Origin of the sequence: Pseudomonas neuropathica, assembly GCF_051174785.1 — a bacterium.
Taxonomy (GTDB): domain Bacteria; phylum Pseudomonadota; class Gammaproteobacteria; order Pseudomonadales; family Pseudomonadaceae; genus Aquipseudomonas; species Aquipseudomonas neuropathica_A.
The window spans coordinates 4898515-4916938 of sequence record NZ_CP195111.1; the positions used below are offsets into that span (position 1 = coordinate 4898515).

Sequence of the window (18424 nt, forward strand, 5' to 3'; positions counted from 1 at the left end):
AGTAGATCCTTATCCAATTGGCTTCAGTCGAGCTCCAGCACCACGACCCGTTGTCCGGCACGCACCGCCGAACCGGGCTGCACGCGAATCTCGCGTACCACCCCGGCCAGCGGCGCGAGTACCGGGATTTCCATCTTCATCGACTCAAGAATCACCAGCACATCGCCCGCCGCGACACGGCTGCCGGCCTCGACCTGCACCTGCCAGAGGTTGCCGGCAATGTGGCTGTCGACGCTGTGTTTTCCGTCGGCTAGCGGCGCGTCTTCGCTGGACTCCGGCACGGCTTCTTCGCTGTCGAAATGCGCCTGACCGCTGGCTATCCAGCGTTCGCGCTCGGCGTTGAATGCGCCCTGTTGCTGAGCGCGAAAGGCACTGATGCCTTCGGCTTCACGACTGAGAAACGCCTGATAGTCGGCGAGGTTGAGCTGGCTGTGTTCGATGTTGAGAGCGAAGCGCCCCAGCGGAAAATCGCGGCGGATGCGCAGCAGTTCTTCGGCGCTGACCGGATAGAAACGGATCTGGTCGAAGAAGCGCAGCAGCCACGGTTTGCCGTCGAACGCGGCGACTTCGCGATAGCGATTCCACATCTGCAAAGTGCGCCCGACAAACTGATAACCGCCCGGGCCTTCCATGCCGTACACGCACATGTAGGCGCCGCCGATGCCCACTGAATTCTCGGCGGTCCAGGTGCGCGCCGGGTTGTATTTGGTCGTGACCAAACGATGACGCGGATCGAGCGGCGTGGCGACTGGAGCACCGAGGTAAACGTCGCCAAGGCCCATCACCAGATAGCTGGCATCGAATACCGTGCGCTGCACTTCGTCGAGGTTCGGCAGGTCGTTGATACGGCGGATGAACTCCAGATTGCTCGGGCACCACGGCGCGTCCTTGCGCACGGTGGTCATGTATTTCTCGATGGCCAACTGGCAGGCCGGGTCATCCCAGGACAGCGGCAAATGGACGATGCGTGACGGCACTTGCAGATCGTTGGCTGCGCACACCGCGTCCCATTCGCCCGCGACGATGCCGAGCAGATCGGCGAGTGGCAGTTGCTCCGGCTGGTAGTGGATTTGCAATGAGCGAATGCCGGGGGTGAGGTCGATCACGCCGTGCAGGGATTTGCTTTCCAGTGCCTGCATGAGGGCGTTGGCGCGGAAGCGTAAAACCAGATTGAGTTCAGGCTCGCCGATTTCCAGCAGTAAATGAGTGTCGCCAGAAACCCGCCCGATCAAGCGCATATCACCCTGACCCAACGCCAACACCACAGGCGACGTTAAACCCTGTGGGAGCGAGCCTGCTCGCGAATGCGCTGGGTCATTCAATACTGATGTGTCTGAAATATCGCCTTCGCGAGCAGGCTCGCTCCCACAGGTGAGATCCCATTTCAGGGCGAGATCGCGGGCGGTTTTAAGGTCGACGGGGATGAACTGGATTCTATCGCCAGACTTGAGCTGCCCCAGGTGCCAAAGGTCCGCCTCGATCACCGTCACCGGGCAGACAAACCCGCCGAGGCTCGGGCCATCCGGGCCGAGGATCACCGGCATGTCACCGGTGAAATCCACCGCACCGATGGCATACGGATTGTCGTGAATGTTCGACGGATGCAACCCGGCCTCGCCACCGTCGGCCCGCACCCATTCCGGCTTCGGCCCAATCAGCCGTACACCGGTGCGGCTGGAATTGAAATGCACTTCCCACCGGGTTTCAAAAAAAGTGCCGATGTAGTTTTCGGTGAAGTATTCCGGTGCGCCGTGCGGGCCGTAAATCACCCTGATCTGCCGCATCGCTGGCAACGCGGTGATGTGCTGCTCGGTCAACTGCTGGCCAGCACTGCGGTCAGTCAGCGCAGGGATATGCAACACATCTCCGGCACGCAACGCCCGACCGCCGTGCCCACCAAACTGACCGAGGGTGAAAGTGCTTTTGCTGCCCAGATAATCCGGTACCTGCAAACCACCGCGCAGGCACAGATAACTGCGTGCCCCGGCGCCGCTGATGCTGCCCAGATGCAACGTCGCGCCCGCCGGGATCAGCAGCGCGGTGTTCATCGGCACGCTTGTGCCTTCAAGCGTCAAGGCAATCGGCGCCCCCGTCACCGCGACCACTGCTGCGCAATTGAAGCGCAGCAACGGCCCGCTCATGGTGATTTCCAGCGCCGCCGCGCCGTCAGCATTGCCGAGCAGACGATTGCCCAGTCGCAGCGCACGACTGTCCATCGGCCCCGACGGCGGTACACCAACGGCCCAATAACCGAGGCGGCCGGGATAATCCTGCACGCTGGTTTGCGTGCCGGCGCTGAGCACTTCAAAAGTGTTGGCGCGATAGACCAGACCTTCCAGGCAACGGGTCCATGGCTCACCGCTGGCGAACGGCGTGTCGAGCAGAATCTGCCGCAGGTAATCGCGGTTGGTTTCCACGCCGTACAACAAACTCTCGCCCAACGCTTGATGCAACTCGGCGCGCGCCTGTTCGCGTGTCGGCGCCCAAGTGATGACTTTGGCAATCATCGGATCGAAGTACGGCGGGATCTCGCAACCGGCCTCGACCCAGGTATCGATGCGTAGTTGAATGCCGTTGGCCGGCGGAAACTCCACCGCCGTCAGCAAGCCCGGGCTCGGCTGAAAATCGCGCCCCGGGTCTTCCGCATAAAGTCGCGCCTGAATCGCATGGCCTTCAGGTTGCAAACCACGTATGAGTTCGCTCAGCGGCGGCAGATCTCCCGCCGCCAGCTCAACCATCCAGCGCACCAGATCGACGCCCCAAACCTGTTCAGTGACGCCATGCTCCACCTGCAACCGCGTGTTCACTTCGAGAAAATAAAAACGCTGCGCCTCGCTGTCGAAGACGAATTCCACCGTGCCGGCGCTGCGGTAGTTCACCGCTTTCGCCAGTTTGATCGCCGCTGCGCACAGCGCATCGGCCATGCCGTCCGGCAGGTTCGGCGCCGGGGTTTCTTCGAGGACTTTCTGATTGCGTCGCTGCACCGAGCAGTCGCGCACGCCAAGGGCGATGACCTCACCGCGACCGTCACCGAACACCTGCACTTCCAGGTGCCGGGCGCGCTGGATGTACTTCTCGATAAACACGCCGGCGTCGCTGAAGTTGTTCTGACCGAGGCGTTTCACCGCTTCGAACGACTCGCTCAGTTCGCTGGCGCTACGGCACACGCGCATGCCGATGCCGCCACCGCCGGCGGTGCTTTTCAGCATCACCGGGTAGCCGACTTGTTCGCCGGCAATCAGCGCGGCGTCGAGGCTGTCGAGCAGTTCGGTGCCTTCGAGCATGGGCACGCCGTGCTGTTTGGCCAGCGCGCGGGCGGTGTGCTTGAGGCCGAACACGCGCAGTTGTTCCGGCGTCGGGCCGATGAAGGCGATGTTCTGCGCTTCACAGGCTTCGGCGAACGCAGCGTTCTCTGACAGAAAACCGTAGCCGGGATGGATCGCCGTGGCGCCGCTTTGTTTGGCAATGGCGAGGATCTTTTCGACGGCCAGATAAGTGCCGGCGGCGGCGCCTTCACCGAGGCTGTGCGCTTCATCGGCGTGCAGGATGTGCAGGCTGGCGGCGTCGGCTTCGGAATACACCGCCACGCCTTTGACCTGCAGTGCAGCGAGGGTGCGCAGGATGCGGCAGGCGATGGCGCCACGGTTGGCGATGAGGACTTTTTCGAACATGGCATAACCCCTGAAGGGGAAGCGGGCCGTCCCGCCGTTTTTCGACAGACATCCGGGTCGTCCCGGATGAAAAACACACTTCAGATCACCACCGAGCCCCTGTAGGAGTGAGCCTGCTCGCGATAGCGTCGGATCAGTAAAAACTGATGTGTCTGACACACCGCGATCGCGAGCAGGCTCACTCCTACAATGGGATTTGTGGTGGTTTCACTTTTTAAGGCATTGGCCAGAACGCGCCTGGCACAGGGCGAAAAGCCAACGGCGCAACCGGCTGATTTTCAGTTCCATACCAGCAGCTCCGCAGGTGTCGGGTTGTAGGCGTTGCACGGGTTGTTCAGTTGCGGGCAATTGGAAATCAGCACGATCACGTCCATCTCCGCACGCAAATCAACGTACTTGCCCGGTGCCGAAATCCCGTCCTTGAAGGTCAGCCCGCCATCCGCCGTGACCGGCACGTTCATGAAGAAATTGATGTTCGGTCCGATGTCACCTTTGCCCAGTCGCCCATCATGGGCGCAGGCGCGCAGGTAGTTGTCGCGGCAGCTGTGCATGTAGCGTTTTTCCAGGGCGTAGCGCACGGTGTTGCTCTCTTGCGCGCAGGCACCGCCGAGGGTGTCGTGGCGTCCGCAGGTGTCGGCGACGATGGTCAGCATTGCGTGGCCGAGGTTGGAATAGAGCACGCTGCCGGTGCTCAGGTAGACGCTGTTCTGCCGACGCAAGGTGCGCTGCACGTCGTAGCGCTCTTTGGGATTGGCGAGGCTGTAGAACAAGGTATCGACGGCCTGATTGCCTTCCAGGTCGAGGATACGCAGGGTCTGGCCAGCCTTGACCTCCATCAGCCACGGTTCACCGGCCGGGATCGTGGCGCGGTACACCGCAGCGTCGGGTTGGTTTTGCGAAGTGGCGATAGCAACTGACATGGCAGCGATCCTCAGGCGAACAAACGGTCGGTGTTGATAAAGCCGCGCTCATTTTCCGGGCGCGAGGTGCGGCAGTGTTCGGCGACGCTGGCGTCGGCGTTCATCCAGCTCAACTTCAGTGGTTTGGGTGCGTATTCGGACGCCGGATCCATCGGGTGTTGCAGCGCGGTGAGCACCACCAGCGTGTCCATCGGCGCGTACAACTCGATGTAATCGCCAGCCTTGGAGTTGTCTTCGACGAAGTGGAAGCGCCCGGCCTCATCGACATTGACGCGGCTGAACAGGTTGAGCGTCATCAACAGGTCGGAGAGGCCCAGGCCCCACTTGCCGAGTTCTACCAACAGGTTGTCGGTGCCGTTGCGGAAGAAGCCGTTGCGCAGTTCCTGATAGCGGCCCTGACCGTACTTCTGCGCGACTTCTTCGGCGCAGAGCACGCCGCCGAGGCTGTCACTCCAGCCGCAGGTATCAGCGGTGATCGCGGCGAGTACACGGCCCATGTCCGAGTACAGGCAATGGCCGCTGGTGAGCTTGGCGGTGTGTTGGCATTTGAGGCTGTCGGGCAGGTTCAGCCGTTCGGTGTTTTCATTGGCGTTGAGCAGGGTCAGGCTGACGTTGGCGCCGCCGCGCAGATCGGTCAGGCGCAGCAATTGACCGCGCTTGAGCACGAAGGAACGGTGGCCGCCGCCGGGGAGCATTTCTTCGGCGAAGGGTGGGAACAGTTGGGTTGAATCCGTCATCGGTTTATTCATCGAAGCAGTCCTCTCAAGCGGTGCGAAGGGCGCCTGCCAGTGGCAAGGGCAGGGCGTCGACGGCGGCGCGTTGGGCGCGGCGGTCGCTGTTCAAAGGGATGTCATAGGTGATGCGCGCGCCATAGGCGCCGGGGGCGTGCGGGTCGAGGCGAACCTTGTCGAACACCAGCAGACGGGTGCCGAGGCTGAAGCCTTCGGATAAGTCATGAGTGACCATGAACACCGTCAGTTTGGTCTCGCGCCACAGCTCCAGCAGCAATGCGTGCATGTCTTTGCGGATGCCCGGATCGAGCGCGCCGAATGGCTCGTCGAGCAGCAACACCCGCGGTTTCATGATCAGTGCCTGGGCAATCGCCAGCCGTTGTTGCATCCCGCCGGACAGCTGCGCCGGGTACTTGTCCAGCGCATGACCGAGGCCGACCTTGTGCAGCAACGCCGCTGCCTGTTCGCGTGCCTCACGTTTGGCGCTGCCGAACAAGCGACCGAGCAATGGCGCACGTGGCAGTTCGAGGCCGAGGGCGACGTTGTCGAGCACGCTCAAATGCGGGAACACCGAGTAGCGCTGGAACACCACGCCACGGCTGGCATTCGGCTCGCTGACCAGTGGCTGAGCGTCGAGCAGAATCTCGCCGCGACTCGCCGTTTCCTGACCGAGCAGCAGGCGCAGGAAAGTCGATTTACCGCAACCGGACGCGCCGACCAAAGTGCAGAATTCACCCTCGTTGACGCTCAGGTTCAAGCCTTCCAGCACGACCTGATCGGCGTATTGCTGCCAGACGTTTTTCACGGTGATGAAGCTCATTTGGCTGCCCCCTCATACCAGGGGAAGGCGCGACGGGTCAGGTATTTCAGGCCCCAATCCATCAGCCAGGCGAGGAGGGTGATCCACACCACATACGGCAGAATCACGTCCATCGCCAGATAGCGTCGCACCAGAAAAATCCGGTAGCCGAGGCCGTCGGTGGAGGCAATCGCTTCGGCGGCAATCAGGAACAGCCACGCCGAGCCGAGCATCAGCCGCAACGAGATCAACAAACGCGGTAGCAGTTGCGGCAGCACTACCCGCAGCATCAGCGTCCAGGTCGAGGCGCCGAGGGTCTGCGCCTTGATCAGCAGTTCGACGGGAATGTCCCGCGCGCGTTGTTCCAGATCGCGAGCGAGCGCCGGGGTGATGCCGATGACGATCAGCATGACTTTCGACAACTCGCCCAGACCGAAAACGATGAACAGAATCGGCAGGATCGCCAGCGGCGGCACCATCGACAGCACTGTCAGCAGCGGCGACAACGGCGCGCCGAACAGCGGCAACGTGCCGGCGGCGATGCCCAGGCACAGGCCAGCCAGTGCGGCGATGCCGAGGCCGATGGCCAGACGCCGCAGACTCGACGCGGTGTCCTGCCACAACAGGTAGTCACCGGTGCGGCTGTCGGCATTGAAGGCCAGGCGTTTTATTGCGTCGCTCATCTGTACGGCGCTGGGCAGCAGTTTGTCGTTGGGGTTGTCCGCCAGGCGCTCGGCCGAGCCCATGAAATAGGCGAACAGCAACAGAGCGAACGGCAGGATCACCAGCAACAGGCGACTGGGGCGATCCGGGTGGCGATTGATCAGGCGCATGGCCAAATCCTCCGTGGCTTACAGCTTGGCGTCGGCGGCCATCTGCACGTAAGTCGGATCGAAACGCAGCTTGAGGTTGCCGGTATCGCCACTGGTCACGCCGTTGGCGAAGGCCATGCCGACCGCGCTGGTGTCTTTCGCCCCTTCGCCGAGCAAGCCGTGCTGGAAGGAGAATTCGGCGACCTTGCGCATGGTTTCCGGCAGTTGCTTGCTGGTGGCGAAACTCAGCGCTTCGCTCGGTGTGGCGAACAATCTGGTGGTGTCGAGTTGCGCCTGGAATCCGGCCAGATCCGTGCCCGAGGCCTTGGCCATGTGCTCCAGCGCGGCTTTGCTCGCAGCGTTCTTGGCGTTCATCAACTCGACCACTTCGAACCACGCACCGGTCAGCGCTTTGCCCAGCGCCGGGTTGTCTTTGAGGGTGGCGCTGTTGACCACCATCATGTCCATGATTTCGCCGGGAATCTGGCTGGAGTTGAACACTTCGCTCACGCCCGGCTTGGCCTTGATGTCCGAGAGCATCGGGTTCCAGGTGGTCACGGCGTTGACCTGTTCGGTGTTGAAGGCGGCGGAAATGTCGGCGTCGGAAGTGTTGACCACTTTCAGGTCTTTTTCAGTCAGGTCGACCGAGTCCAGTGCGCGGGCCAGCAGGTAATGCGAGACCGACAGTTCGACCAGGTTGACGTCCATGCCCTTGAGGTCGGCGACTTTCTTGCCGTCGCCCTTGAGGACGATGCCGTCGTTGCCGTTGGAGAAATCGCTGACGATCAGCGCGGTGCTGTCGACGCCGCCAGCGGCCGGAATGGTCAGCGCATCCATGTTGGTCATGGTGCAGCCGTCGAACTGGCCGGCGGTGTACTGGTTGATCGATTCGACGTAGTCGTTGAGCTGCACGACGTCGATCTTGATCCCGTACTTCTTCGCCCATTTGTCGACGATGCCCTGGCTGCCGGCGTATTCCCATGGCATCCAGCCGGCGTAAATCGTCCAGCACACGCTGAAGTGGTCTTTCTGGGCGGCGGGGGCTTGGCTGCTGATGAGCGCGGCGAACGCGGCGGCGAGCAGGGAGGGCAAACGTAGTCGGGTCATGGTCGATTCTCCAGTTGATCAAGGGCGGACAGGAAGGCAACGCGGCACCGCGAACGGTGGCTTGTCTCCCGGGCTTTTGTCCCGCCGTGTAACCTCAACTGGAGGTCGCCAACTCTCGGACCAGCCACTCGCGCTTGCGAGCCGGAACCCTAGTCAGCCATTGCAAATTGTGGTGCCGCGAACCTGTGATGACTCCTGCACGGGTTTGCTAAAGCGAGACGCGTGCCAAGTCGCGTCAGGCGCTCTGGCACGGGCGCACGGGTTGGACGGGGTAGGCGGCGAGGGCGGTGAGGCGCTTTGAGTTGGTGCGCGGCTGCACCGTGATGCAGCGTGTTTGCCGCTGATCTGATGGTTTCGGGGTGTCGGCACTCGGCATGGCTTTGCCAGTCAAAACAGATGTCAGCCGGTCTGTGCCGACTGCTGTCGCAGGTCTTTCAGGAGGCCGCCATGCTTATTCAGAAAACGTTACGAAGGGTGCTGCTGGGAGCGGTGCTCGGTTTCGGTCTGTCCGGTTGTTATTACTACGCCGGACCCTACGGCGGTTACCCCGCTACTTACTACTACCCCGGCTATTACTCACCTTATTCCTACGGCAGTTATTACGGCCCGCGTTACTACGGCGGCGCGCGGTATTACTACGGCGGCTACGGTTATCGCGGCGGTTACGGACGGGGTTATCACGGCGGCGGATATCACGGTGGTCACCATTAATCAGCGGCTGAATGACGGCGTTTTTGCGGATGAACAAGGTTTCATAGATCACTTGTTTCAACTTGTTGCAGGAACGCACCAGATGCCGAAAACGCTGTCTGATTTTTCGACAGTCACCGATTAAATGACTGTCGCCTGCCAGCGTCGCTGGTGTGGCCAACCCGCGGTCCAGGAGGCCGCCATGTATAGACGAATTCTTCTGCTTGCTGCGTTGATGTTTTCCGTTGCCGGTTGCGTCCCGTACTCCTACGCGGACTCGTATTACAGCTCAGAGGTCTACACCTCACCTGCACCGGCCTACTACAACACGGGTGGCACGTATTACAACGGTGGCAGCAGGTATTACGCGCAGCCACGCTATTACCAGCCGGCCCCGCGGTATTACCAGCAACCGCGCTATTACCAATCGGCGCCGCGTTACTATCAACCGGCCCCGCGTCACTACGAAAGCCGTCGCTGGCACGGCAATGATCGCGGACGCTGGGATGGCCACCGTCGCGGCGGCTGGGATAACGATCACCGCGCGCGTGGCAACTATGACCGACACAGCGGACGTGGCGATCACAATGGACGTGGCAATCGCTGGTAAATCCACGCAAAAGAAAGCGGCGCTATTAGCGCCGCTTTTTTATGCCCGTCGAAAAAGTCGTCCCGTTAGCCATCTCCTAGGGCATTCCCAGACGCTTCCTACAGTTTCATTTCCTTGCATTTGTTAGCGTTTGTTCCTGCCGATCGAGGTGAGCAAAACTCAGTTCAATAGCGGCGAATAAAAGGACGATGCCGCTATGAAGCTTCTTGTGATTCACCAAAACTTTCCGGGCCAGTTCCGTCATGTGGTGCTGGCGGCGCTTGACAGGCGTTATGAGGTTTTGGCGATAGGTCGGGATACGGCGCCGGGTATCGCAGAGGTAAAAATATATCGATACCGCGCTGCCAGCCGAGCACCGGGCGGTATTCACCCCTACCTGACCCGTTACGAACAAGCGGTGACTGATGGACAGAAGGTTTTTGAAATTCTGAGCAGGCTGAAACAGTCGGGTTATCGACCAGACGTGATTCTCGCTCACCCCGGATGGGGGGAAACGCTCTTCGTCAAGGATGTCTATCCTGACGCGCCGCTTATTCACTATTGCGAATATTACTATCGGGCGCAGGGCGCGGATTCCGGGTTCGACCCTGAATTCCCGCGAGCCACAAGGGAGTCGTCAAGGCTGCGAATACTCAATTCGCTGCATCTTTTGAATCTCGAACAATGTGACATTGCGATTGCGCCTACGCGGTGGCAGCGCAGTCTGTTTCCTGCAGCTTATCAGTCGGCCATTCGGGTTATTCACGAGGGTGTCATTCAAAGTTCTTACCTGGCGAAAGTTGGAGCAGTCAGGTTGCCCAATGGAGTCGAGCTGAGAGCTGGGCAGCCGATCGTTACTTATGTCGCGAGAAATCTTGAGCCTTATCGCGGGTTTCATAGTTTTATGCGAGCGATCCCGCTTATTCAGGCTGAGTGTCCCGATGCACAGATAATCATAGTAGGCGGTGATGACGTCAGTTACGGGAGTAAGCCGGTTGGATATGCAAATTGGCGCAGCAGGATGCAGGCAGAGGTAAGTTTCGATCACTCCAATGTTCATTTCACAGGGAAGCTTCCATACCAGACTTACCGGGCGCTTCTGGAATGTTCAAAGGTTCATGTTTATTTGACGTATCCGTTTGTTTTGTCGTGGTCGTTACTGGAGGCAATGGCGTCTGGGTGTGTGGTAGTAGCGTCGGATACGGCTCCGGTAAGGGAGGTGATCGTTGATGGTCACAATGGGTTGCTGGTGGACTTCTTCGATCATCACGCTATTGCCAAACGTATTGCCAGGGTTCTTGAATCCGCTGGTGAGTACGACCGCCTTCGCAGCGCTGCGAAGTTGACGGCGAGCAGATTTGATGTGGAGTACGGCACGAAAAAATACTTCGAGGTATTTGAAAGCGCAACGTCCGGGTATCTCAAAAAACAGCCTGCTCCTCAGTTTGACAGGGAGATTTGAAATGTTCCGGATGTTGCGTAAGCAATGGGTTAAATGGTTTAAGAAGTTGTTGGTATACGGTCTGTTTGTTTATGCCTGTTATTGCGTGGTGGATTTTTATATCCGTGAAGAAGAAGTCGCCGGGGCGATGGCAATCTATTACGCGGATCAGGAGGCCTGTCAAAAGAAGCTGGCGAGCATGAAGCAGGTGCCCATACTGGGCGGCAGCTATGTGGATAAGACTCTGGTCCCGGAATTTTATGTGGGCATGCCTGAATTGGCGAATAAGAAAGCGTGCCTTGCCAATACGCTCAAGGGGCATTTCTGGTGGACCGGGACGGAGATACGGTCGTACCACGATCAGAGTGTAAAGCCGACTCCTGAAAGTTGGCGTCTTTATAAATTGACCGCCGGGCTTTATACAAGAAAAGAGACTACCGAGCCCCATGAGCGGGGCTATCGACACGTCAACTGGCCGGATGAGTTGATTGTGAAGTTGAAAAATTATCCTGGGTTGGAGATATGGCTTAATGCGCCTCCGCCGCATTTCAAGAATGAGACTTCCGTTAGAACGTTCGTCATCACTGGTTGGCCGCGGCGTGATGGCACGCCTCGGTTGATAGACTGCGACGGTTTGATTCGCCCGGCTTCCGAGGAACAACTGACTGACGAGAAAATGGCAAAGTTCAGCAGAGCCGAATTGGAGGCTTTGAATTTCGGAAAGTTAAATTTTTTCTGCACCGTGAATCTGGATAGCTTTGACTTTGCTGGGGGGCACGGTAGTGTGAGTCTCGGTCTATCGTCATTACGCGAAGCACCTGAGATGCTCAAGTTTCTCAGTGCTTATCTTTCACACTCTGTTATTACAAGGAAGTAACGATGAGTTATGTTTTTAGCGACATTGAAAAAACCGAAATATTTAATGCTGCGAATATTTGTAAAGGTATAAGTCTGCGCTCAGAAAAAATTCGGTACGATGCGCTGAAATTAGTTGGGGCTAGCTGCGCTCCCCTGTATCAAAAGCTATTCGATATTATCGGTGGAAGAATTTCTGAAGTTTTCGCCGTCAATGAGGAGTCTGGAAAAGTTCTTGAAAGCGCCAGGCTCTGGCTTGCCGTGGCCATTGATGCCAACGGTGGAAACGGTGCCTACTCCGCCCTGATTCGCGGTTATACCTCGCGGCAAGGTGAACTGAGATTGAATAAAATCTTCAGTGAAAACCTGATGCAGCTGTCATCGAATCAGGTTGCCGCCAACTTCATCAATACCTTGATCGACGGATCCCTCGCCGGTCGACTGGCACCCTGGACGGTTCCATCCATCAGCCAGATTGCAGAGATTGATGCCAGTGCGATCGGCAAGGCACTGTTCAGTGAGGCTTGCGGAGAGAAGGATACAGCCGTGAGCCATAACGCCGGCTGGTCCGGGACCGTCGGATTCAGCCTGTTGGGTGGAGCGCCGCCCTATGAAACCTGGAGATTGATCTCCGCTAGTGATTCGCAGGGGGAAGATGGCGGCCCGCCGACTCAAGCAAAAGCCAACAGGCTCGATGACTATAAAAATATTCTGTTCGCCATCGATTCATACAGTGTCGGCCTGCGAGCGGCGATCAGCAATTTCGGCGTCAACCCATTGCAAAGTCTGCTTTCCGTCGTACCGGAGCAAATCAATATCGCGCTCGCCAGTGGCAGCCTCAATCCGCTGATTCAGCATGTAGTGAAAGGCACGCCGGTTTCCGTCGTGGTCGACCTGATATTGCGCTATGGCCAAAACGAATTCCTGGACATGTTCAAGCGCACCTACGACGGCGATTCAGCAGCGCCACCTACCACCGATGAAACCTTCGCCACCAACGCTCACGCATTCTTCTCGGCATTTTCACCAGAGCAGTCCCAAAGCATCGTCACCCGATCAATAGGTGAATACGGAAACGCCAATTCATGGGCAAAACTGGCTGGCGAGTCGACACCCATCGGGCTGGCGTTGCGCAATTCCCTGAAGCAACTCAGTGAAATCGTCATAGAACGCGATGACGGTTACCCCGGACGCGGACTGGAGCTCTACGATCCGCTGACCGGCGAAGGTTTCATCACCGCGCAATGGCTCGCCGATCGTGCGCAGATGTTGGCCCGGTTGATTGCCCGAACTCAGCGCTCGTTTGGCGAACACTCGTTGCAGAAGTTTTCCTACTCCGATCTCGCCTCAGCCAAACAGGCGCCGATGACCATCGGTGTGTTGAACCCGCTGGTCATGTTCGGCGATGACGGCGCGCGATCTTTCGCGGGCGGTGCAAATGCTGATCATCTGTATGGCGGCGCGGGCAATGACACGATCAACGGACTGGCAGGTCATGATGTCATCGAGGGTGGACGCGGCAACGACTTGCTTGCCGGAGGCGACGGCAATGATGCGCTGTATGCAATGGCCGGTGATGATGTTTTGGTCGGAGGAAAGGGTAGCGACTCTTTGAACGGTGGCGAGGGCAGCGACCGCTATGAGTTTTCCAGCGGTGATGGCATCGATGAGATCTTCGACGCCAACGCCAATGGGCAGCTGTGGATCAACGGCGCGCCGATTCCTTCACTCAAACGTCGCGCCCCTTTGAGCAATATCTGGTCGACCGAAGATCAGGCCATCACCCTGACCCTCATCGAAGAACTCACTGAACCCACGCTCAACATCAAATATGGCCTGAACGATCTCGTCGTTATCAAGAACTTCCGCCCCGGGATGCTGGGTATCCGACTTCCTGAACAACAAGACCATACGTTCTCTGCTCCCGATCTGGTCCTCCAGGGCGACTGGAAAGCGAAAGATATCGACCCCAACGTTCCCGGAGATCAGTTCTCATACGATGAGTTGGGCAACGCCTTGCTATTGGCCAACGTAAAACACAGAAACAAGGCCGATGTGCTTTACGGCTCTGCAAAAGACGACGTCATTCTCGGACTTGGCGGATCAGACCGATTGTTCGGTAAGGACGGAAACGATCAGTTGTTTGGGGACAAACAGACGACGCTCGAAAAAGCCCTGGCCGCTGGCGACTCTAAAGGGAAAGCAACTCGCGGCGATTGGCTTGATGGAGGGGCAGGTCATGATTTGCTCATCGGTACGGCATCCCAGGACGTGCTTCTGGGCGGTAACGATCGGGATACGCTGATTGGAGGTGCGGGGGATGACATTTTATCAGGGGATGAAACGACCGGCGCGCTGGAGCAGAAATGGGGATTCACACGCGTCGAAGTTCTTATAGACGGTGGTGTCACCAGTCACCGAACTGTCTTTTCAAAGGCCTCCTTCAATAGCTCGACGCAGGGCGATAACGATGTTCTCTACGGCCAGGGCGGTCGCGATGTTCTCAATGGCGGATGGGGCGACGATCTGCTTGATGGCGGAACTGAAGATGATCTTCTTGGAGGGGATGGCGGGAATGACACCCTGGCCGGAGGAAGCGGTAACGACACATTACTGGGAGACAACCTCGACTGGGGAGGTGGCCTGCAAAGCAAACACCATGGCAACGATGTATTGGACGGTGGCAGTGGCGATGATTGGCTCGCTGGTAACGGTGGAGCCGATGCGATTTATGGTGGTTCAGGTAATGACACTCTCCACGGGGATGACGATGTACTGAGCGGCGTTGCCGGTGACGCCGCCCACTTTTTTGGAAATGACCTGCTGGACGGTGGTGCGGGAGACGACAACCTTTTGGGCGGCGGGGCGAATGATCTGCTGTTCGGAGGGGAAGGCAACGACGTGCTGGCCGGGGACAATGCTGAGCATCCGATTCGGTACCACTGTAATGATTTACTTGATGGCGGAGCGGGCGATGACACACTTCAGGGCATGGGTGGCTCCGATACCCTGATTGGTGGGGCAGGAGATGACGCGATGGATGGTGATGTGTCCAACCTGCAATCAGGTGGAATCAACAATGACTACCTTCAAGGCGATGAAGGAAACGATACCCTTTTGGGCGGCTTGGGCGCAGACACGCTTTATGGCGGCGCTGATGATGACATTTTATCCGGCGATTACGAGAAGACAGCCGAGGCCGAACACGGCGCAGATTATCTGGACGGTGGTTCAGGCAACGATACCTTGCTGGGCGGTGGTGGCAACGACACGTTAGTGGGCGGGGAGGGTGTAGACCACCTTCGTGGAGATTCCGGCAATAACGTTTTTGATGGTGGTGCCGGTAACGACGTGCTGGAAGGCCATGACGGTGCTGATGTTTACTATTTCGGCGCTGGCGATGGTCTGGATATTGTTACCGATACCGGCGGCCGCAACATCATCAGGTTCGGCGCAGGCTTTTGCGCACAAAGTCTGAAAGCCGACATTATCGAAGTTGCCGTCGGCACGGTATTGCGCCTGGCCAATGGCGCGGGCGACGCGATACTCATCAAGAGTCACGAGCAGTGGAAGGATTCCACATTCAGTTTCAGCGATGGCGTTGTACTTGGTTATGAGGATGTCCTGCGCAAGACATTGCCGCCGATAAAGCTGCCCGAGTCAGCTGTACCGGAAGTTGTAACCGCCACAGGAATCCAGCAAAGCAAAGTTGAAGATCCGGTTCAGCCAGACGATATAACCATCGCGGCGCAACGCCCTGTGGCATCTGATCACCCCGTTGACTGGACTGAAAAATTCCTCGCGCAAATCAAATCCAAGCGCTACGCCCGCAAACATGCCACAGGTTTCACCTTGAGTGATCAAGGCGTCTGGGTTCGCAGTCATATCACGACTAGCGACACCGGTTACATCACGCACACCGAGCTGAGCGATGACGGCGTCGAAGCGGGAACACTGTCTGAAACGCCGCCATGGATGAAGGTTGATGCAGGACATGCCGTGGTCAGTGAAAGGCAGTCGAAAACCACAACCCGTGTCGAACATAAACAGGTGAAAGCCGGTGGGGCGATAGCCTCTTCAAGTCAGGCGCCTCGCTATTATCGATCCGGCTCGGCCACCGGCTTTTCATTCAATACGGGAGATGTATTGGTTGAAGACCGTAAGGAATCCGGCGCGCTTGAGGGCTGGTACATCTATCCGGCAGCAAGCTTCGGTTCGGGGGAAACGGTGCCCAAGGCGTTTCGCTGGGATGTCACAACTGAAACGATCAAACGCAAAATCGTCCCTGGCGACGATGCCGGCGGGCGAGTCAACGTCGAAGTGGAAAACGTTTTCCACGGCGGCGCGGGAGACGATCTGATTGTCGCTTATGCAGGCTCCCCACTTGACTACGGCACTGTCGACGACAGAACACCGGGCGCGTTTTTATCCGCAGGTGCAGGTGACGATACCTTGCTGGGCTCCGAGGGCGCCGACTATCTGGTCAGCGGGGCAGGGGAAGATTGGCTTTACGGTGAAGACGGTGCCGACACCTACATCGTGCAAGCGCACGCCGGAGCAACTACCACGATTGCGGATGTGCCGAACTCTGTTTTCCACCGAGCAGAAGTTGGCGCAGCGGGGTGGAAAGACGAGTACGGATTGATCGATCAGGACACGGTCGTCCTTCCAGCAGATGCGCAGCGCGATGCACTGCAATTGAGCTGGGGTGCTGCGCTGATAGAAACCACACATGTCGAGCTGGAACCCAACCCGGGTCGCGGGGCACACCGCAATCCGCCAAGAGCGAAAATGCTCCATCCGACACTCGATATCAATTGGGGTGGGATACAGAAAGTTCGCATCGTCTTGCCCCTCAACGGTGAACTTGAGGGGGCCGGGATTGAGCTCTTGAATTTCGCCGATGGGTCGATCGTGAGTTTGAAACAACTCGTGGAGTCAAGTCAGCTGGGCCCTGCGCCCGAGACTTTTCATACGGGGGTAACCGTTAACAATTCAACGCGCTTTACGTCTCTGCGAGACGGACGGGCGCTGCCGTTAGTCGGTGGTCGAGGCAACGACACGATAAGCGGCGCGGGGGAAATTCGAGGCATGGAAGGGGATGACGTGCTCACGGGCAGCCCCGGTGATGATCTGCTGTTGGGTGGGCCGGGCAATGACACGCTAACCGGCGGCGCCGGAAATGATATCTACCGATACGATGGCCTCGGCAGGGACGTGATCATCAATCGGGGAGACGGCCTTGACCGGATCGATTTTTCCGAACGAAGGCTGACGATCGACAACTTGAAGTTTCACCGTGAGCGCGATGATCTGGTGATCGTGGTGGATTACGGCATGGCACCGAAAATCCGGGTTTCCAATCATTTTGCCGCAGGCGAAAGCGCTATCGGCTTCATAAGAGTCAGCGAAGGAACAGCGACTCAAGACTACAGCGCGATGCAGATTGCTGAACGTCTGCATCCTCTTCCGCCATTGAGGGATGTCGAAGACATTTTGATAAAGGGCGACGAAGAAGCGCAGCGGGCGATGACGGAGATCATTCAGTTTTACGAGCTGAATGTCTGAGTCGTATGGCGACCGATTGAGCCAGCTCGCGATGGGAATCCTGTCGTCATCGCGAGCATCGCGTCAGTTCAATACTGCGTCAGATCCGCCAACGGATGCCGCCCCTCCCATACCTTGTGAAAGTGCGCCTCAACCACGGCATCCGGCACATTGTTGATGTCCGGCCAGTGCCAGTGCGGCTTTTGATCCTTGTCGATCAACCGCGCGCGAACCCCTTCGCTGAACTCCGGATGCCGGCAGCAATTGAGGCTCAGGGTGTATTCCATCTGAAAGACTTCGGCCAGCGACATGTGCCGGGCGCGAATGATCTGTTCCCAGACCAGATGCGCGGTCAGCGGCGAGCCTTCGCTCATGGTTTTCGCCGCTCGCGCGATCAAGGGATCGCTGCTGTCGCGCTGCAGGCTGATGGCTTTCCACGCACAGGTGACGTCGCTGACGTCGAGCAGTTCGTCGATCTGCTGACGCCGCGGCAACCATTGCGCCTCGGGCATCTGCGCTACGGCTTCCTGCTGCAACGCCTTGAGCAGGCTGTTGAGTTGCACGTCGATCTGTTCCTGCCAATTGAGCTGCAACAGGCCTTCGATCAGTTGTGGCTGCTGTTCGTCGAGCAAGAATCGGTCAGCCAGATCCAGATCGATCGCATCACGAGCGTTCATGTGCGCGCCGGTCAGGCCGAGGAACAAACCGAGCTTGCCCGGCAGCCGCGAGAGAAACCAACTGGCGCCGACGTCCGGATACAGACCAATGGTGATTTCCGGCATCGCCAACCGGCTACTCGGTGTGACGATCCGCGTACTCGCGCCTTGCAGCAGGCCCATGCCGCCGCCGAGCACGTAACCATGGCCCCAGCAGATCAGCGGTTTTGGATAAGTATGCAGGCTGTAATCCAGGCGATATTCCGCGCTGAAAAACTGCGCGGCCAGCGGAGGTACCTCGCCGGGATGGGCGCGACAGGCCTCGACCAGGCTGCGCACCTCGCCGCCGGCGCAGAAGGCCTTGGCACCGTTGCCGCGCAGCAGCACACAAACGATTTGCGGATCCTTGGCCCAGGCGTTCAACTTGTCGCTGAGGGCGTTGATCATCGGCAGGGACAGCGCATTCAGCGACTTTTCAGCATCCAGGCTGGCGATACCGATGCGGGCGCCGTCGGTGCCGGTGAGTTCTTCGAAGTGCAGATTCATCGTGACCTCGATCGGGAATTTGAACGATCAGTATGATCGTTGTGTGGGAAAGTGCCGGAT

Annotated in this window: 12 protein-coding genes and 1 riboswitch; of the genes, 5 read left to right on the forward strand and 7 right to left on the reverse strand. The window is 58.4% G+C overall.

Translation table 11 applies throughout. The features are described from left to right. Nucleotides 1-23 precede the first annotated feature (23 nt). From uca to ACRRSD_RS22165, 6 genes are all read right to left on the reverse strand, one after another. Nucleotides 24-3671: an urea carboxylase gene (gene uca / locus ACRRSD_RS22140; protein WP_435035344.1), complete on the reverse strand. Its 3648-nt coding sequence runs from the start codon at nucleotides 3669-3671 to the stop codon at nucleotides 24-26. 278 nt (nucleotides 3672-3949) lie between these two features. Next, nucleotides 3950-4591: an urea amidolyase associated protein UAAP2 gene (locus ACRRSD_RS22145; protein ID WP_435035345.1), complete on the reverse strand. Its 642-nt coding sequence runs from the start codon at nucleotides 4589-4591 to the stop codon at nucleotides 3950-3952. Between the two features lie 11 nt (nucleotides 4592-4602). Continuing rightward, complete coding sequence (locus ACRRSD_RS22150; RefSeq protein ID WP_435035347.1) at nucleotides 4603-5328, reverse strand: urea amidolyase associated protein UAAP1; 726 nt, start codon at nucleotides 5326-5328, stop codon at nucleotides 4603-4605. Nucleotides 5329-5353: 25 nt separating this feature from the next. Further along, nucleotides 5354-6142 (reverse strand): ABC transporter ATP-binding protein, encoded by a 789-nt coding sequence (locus ACRRSD_RS22155; protein WP_435035348.1) that lies wholly within the window; start codon nucleotides 6140-6142, stop codon nucleotides 5354-5356. After that, nucleotides 6139-6954, reverse strand: coding sequence for an ABC transporter permease (locus tag ACRRSD_RS22160; protein WP_435035349.1), 816 nt, complete (start codon nucleotides 6952-6954; stop codon nucleotides 6139-6141). Before ACRRSD_RS22160 ends, ACRRSD_RS22155 begins: the two co-directional genes overlap by 4 nt. An 18-nt stretch (nucleotides 6955-6972) precedes the next feature. After that, nucleotides 6973-8040: a putative urea ABC transporter substrate-binding protein gene (locus ACRRSD_RS22165; RefSeq protein ID WP_435035350.1), complete on the reverse strand. Its 1068-nt coding sequence runs from the start codon at nucleotides 8038-8040 to the stop codon at nucleotides 6973-6975. Nucleotides 8041-8103: 63 nt separating this feature from the next. After that, a riboswitch (guanidine-I (ykkC/yxkD leader) is annotated at nucleotides 8104-8204 on the reverse strand. A 283-nt stretch (nucleotides 8205-8487) separates the two neighbouring features. On the opposite strand from ACRRSD_RS22165, the gene ACRRSD_RS22170 reads away from it, so the two are divergent. The 5 genes from ACRRSD_RS22170 (at nucleotide 8488) to ACRRSD_RS22190 (ending at nucleotide 17183) form a co-directional block, all read left to right on the forward strand. Beyond that, a complete protein-coding gene (locus ACRRSD_RS22170) occupies nucleotides 8488-8751 on the forward strand; it encodes a hypothetical protein (RefSeq protein ID WP_435035352.1) in 264 nt (87 codons plus the stop codon). Nucleotides 8752-8932: 181 nt separating this feature from the next. Continuing rightward, nucleotides 8933-9340 (forward strand): hypothetical protein, encoded by a 408-nt coding sequence (locus ACRRSD_RS22175; protein WP_435035354.1) that lies wholly within the window; start codon nucleotides 8933-8935, stop codon nucleotides 9338-9340. A 196-nt stretch (nucleotides 9341-9536) separates the two neighbouring features. Further along, complete coding sequence (locus tag ACRRSD_RS22180) at nucleotides 9537-10781, forward strand: glycosyltransferase family 4 protein (protein WP_435035356.1); 1245 nt, start codon at nucleotides 9537-9539, stop codon at nucleotides 10779-10781. 1 nt (nucleotide 10782) lies between these two features. Then, complete coding sequence (locus ACRRSD_RS22185; RefSeq protein WP_435035357.1) at nucleotides 10783-11637, forward strand: hypothetical protein; 855 nt, start codon at nucleotides 10783-10785, stop codon at nucleotides 11635-11637. A gap of 2 nt (nucleotides 11638-11639) precedes the next feature. Then, nucleotides 11640-17183, forward strand: a complete 5544-nt coding sequence (locus ACRRSD_RS22190; protein WP_435035358.1) for a calcium-binding protein — start codon at nucleotides 11640-11642, stop codon at nucleotides 17181-17183. Between the two features lie 68 nt (nucleotides 17184-17251). Here the strand turns inward: ACRRSD_RS22190 and ACRRSD_RS22195 are convergent, their stop codons facing one another. Then, on the reverse strand, nucleotides 17252-18364 hold the full coding sequence (locus ACRRSD_RS22195) for an enoyl-CoA hydratase/isomerase family protein (protein ID WP_435035359.1): 1113 nt from the start codon (nucleotides 18362-18364) through the stop codon (nucleotides 17252-17254). Nucleotides 18365-18424: the final 60 nt, after the last annotated feature.

Excerpts from the sequence above, each read along its gene's own strand:
- ACRRSD_RS22170 (WP_435035352.1), top strand. The coding sequence starts at position 8,488 with ATGCTTATTCAGAAAACGTTACGAAGGGTGCTGCTGGGAGCGGTGCTC.
- ACRRSD_RS22175 (WP_435035354.1), top strand. The coding sequence starts at position 8,933 with ATGTATAGACGAATTCTTCTGCTTGCTGCGTTGATGTTTTCCGTTGCC.
- ACRRSD_RS22160 (WP_435035349.1), bottom strand. The coding sequence starts at position 6,954 with ATGCGCCTGATCAATCGCCACCCGGATCGCCCCAGTCGCCTGTTGCTG.
- ACRRSD_RS22150 (WP_435035347.1), bottom strand. The coding sequence starts at position 5,328 with ATGACGGATTCAACCCAACTGTTCCCACCCTTCGCCGAAGAAATGCTC.
- ACRRSD_RS22185 (WP_435035357.1), top strand. The coding sequence starts at position 10,783 with ATGTTCCGGATGTTGCGTAAGCAATGGGTTAAATGGTTTAAGAAGTTG.
- ACRRSD_RS22145 (WP_435035345.1), bottom strand. The coding sequence starts at position 4,591 with ATGTCAGTTGCTATCGCCACTTCGCAAAACCAACCCGACGCTGCGGTG.
- ACRRSD_RS22190 (WP_435035358.1), top strand. The coding sequence starts at position 11,640 with ATGAGTTATGTTTTTAGCGACATTGAAAAAACCGAAATATTTAATGCT.
- ACRRSD_RS22195 (WP_435035359.1), bottom strand. The coding sequence starts at position 18,364 with ATGAATCTGCACTTCGAAGAACTCACCGGCACCGACGGCGCCCGCATC.
- uca (WP_435035344.1), bottom strand. The coding sequence starts at position 3,671 with ATGTTCGAAAAAGTCCTCATCGCCAACCGTGGCGCCATCGCCTGCCGC.
- ACRRSD_RS22155 (WP_435035348.1), bottom strand. The coding sequence starts at position 6,142 with ATGAGCTTCATCACCGTGAAAAACGTCTGGCAGCAATACGCCGATCAG.
- ACRRSD_RS22180 (WP_435035356.1), top strand. The coding sequence starts at position 9,537 with ATGAAGCTTCTTGTGATTCACCAAAACTTTCCGGGCCAGTTCCGTCAT.
- ACRRSD_RS22165 (WP_435035350.1), bottom strand. The coding sequence starts at position 8,040 with ATGACCCGACTACGTTTGCCCTCCCTGCTCGCCGCCGCGTTCGCCGCG.